Consider the following 934-nt stretch of genomic DNA (forward strand, 5'->3'; position numbering starts at 1 on the left):
CGACCACTACCGCGCGGAGGGCACCCCGCTGCGGCCGGGCGCCGAGCCACCGCGCCTGGACATGCGGCGGGCCCGCTGGGACGGCGGGAGCGACTGAGCGTCGGAGGCGGCTTCTCACAGTGTCCAGCTTCCGTCATGCCGGCCGGCGGGATGCGCCGAGCCGTCCGTCCGGGGGGCGCGGACGGACGCCAGGGCGTCCTTTCGGGGCGCCGCGTGCGGTGCCGTGCCGGTCGTCATGCGTCGAGTGGTGCCCGGCACGCGTCGAGTGACGCCCGACACGTTCCCCGTTGCGCGGGGCACACCTGGGACGCGCTGCGGCTCGGGTGCCTCCTGGCGTACCGTCGGCATCACCCAGAACGAACCCCAGGGCCGGCGATCCACGTGAGTTCCTCCAGAAAGTCCGATGCGTACCGCTTGGTGCGCACTCCGCCGGGTAAGGCGAGTCCTCCCTCGTTGGACGCAGCGCAACGTGCCGTGGTTGACCACGACCGCGGACCGCTGCTGGTGCTCGCCGGCCCCGGCACCGGCAAGACCACCACGTTGGTCGAGGCCGTCGCCGAGCGTGTGCGGCGCGGCACGGACCCCGAGCGGGTCCTCGTGCTCACCTTCAGCCGCAAGGCCGCGGTGGAACTGCGCGACCGGATGGCCGCGCGCATGGCCGGCACCGCGCCGCAGGCCACCACCTTCCACTCCTACTGCTACGCGCTGGTCCGTTCCCACCAGGATGCGGAACTCTTCGCCGAACCGCTCCGCCTGCTGTCCGGTCCTGAGCAGGACCTCTACATTCGCGAGCTGCTCGCCGGCCAGCTGGAACTGGAACGGGCCGGACGCGGCCGGGTCGGCTGGCCGGACGACCTGCGGGCCTGCCTGACCACCCGCGGCTTCGCCGACGAGGTCCGGGCGGTGCTCGCCCGCAGCCGCGAACTGGGCCTCG

At 73.6% G+C, this 934-nt stretch carries 1 protein-coding gene and 1 pseudogene; both read left to right on the forward strand.

The window, feature by feature from the left end; genetic code table 11:
• A pseudogene (locus ACYVE9_RS28485) lies at positions 1-97 on the forward strand (MGMT family protein); the annotation flags it as partial.
• Between the two features lie 284 nt (positions 98-381).
• On the forward strand, positions 382-934 hold a 553-nt coding region (locus ACYVE9_RS28490; protein WP_461030771.1), incomplete at its 3' end, for a UvrD-helicase domain-containing protein.

The sequence above is a fragment of the Streptomyces sparsus genome, assembly GCF_054776295.1.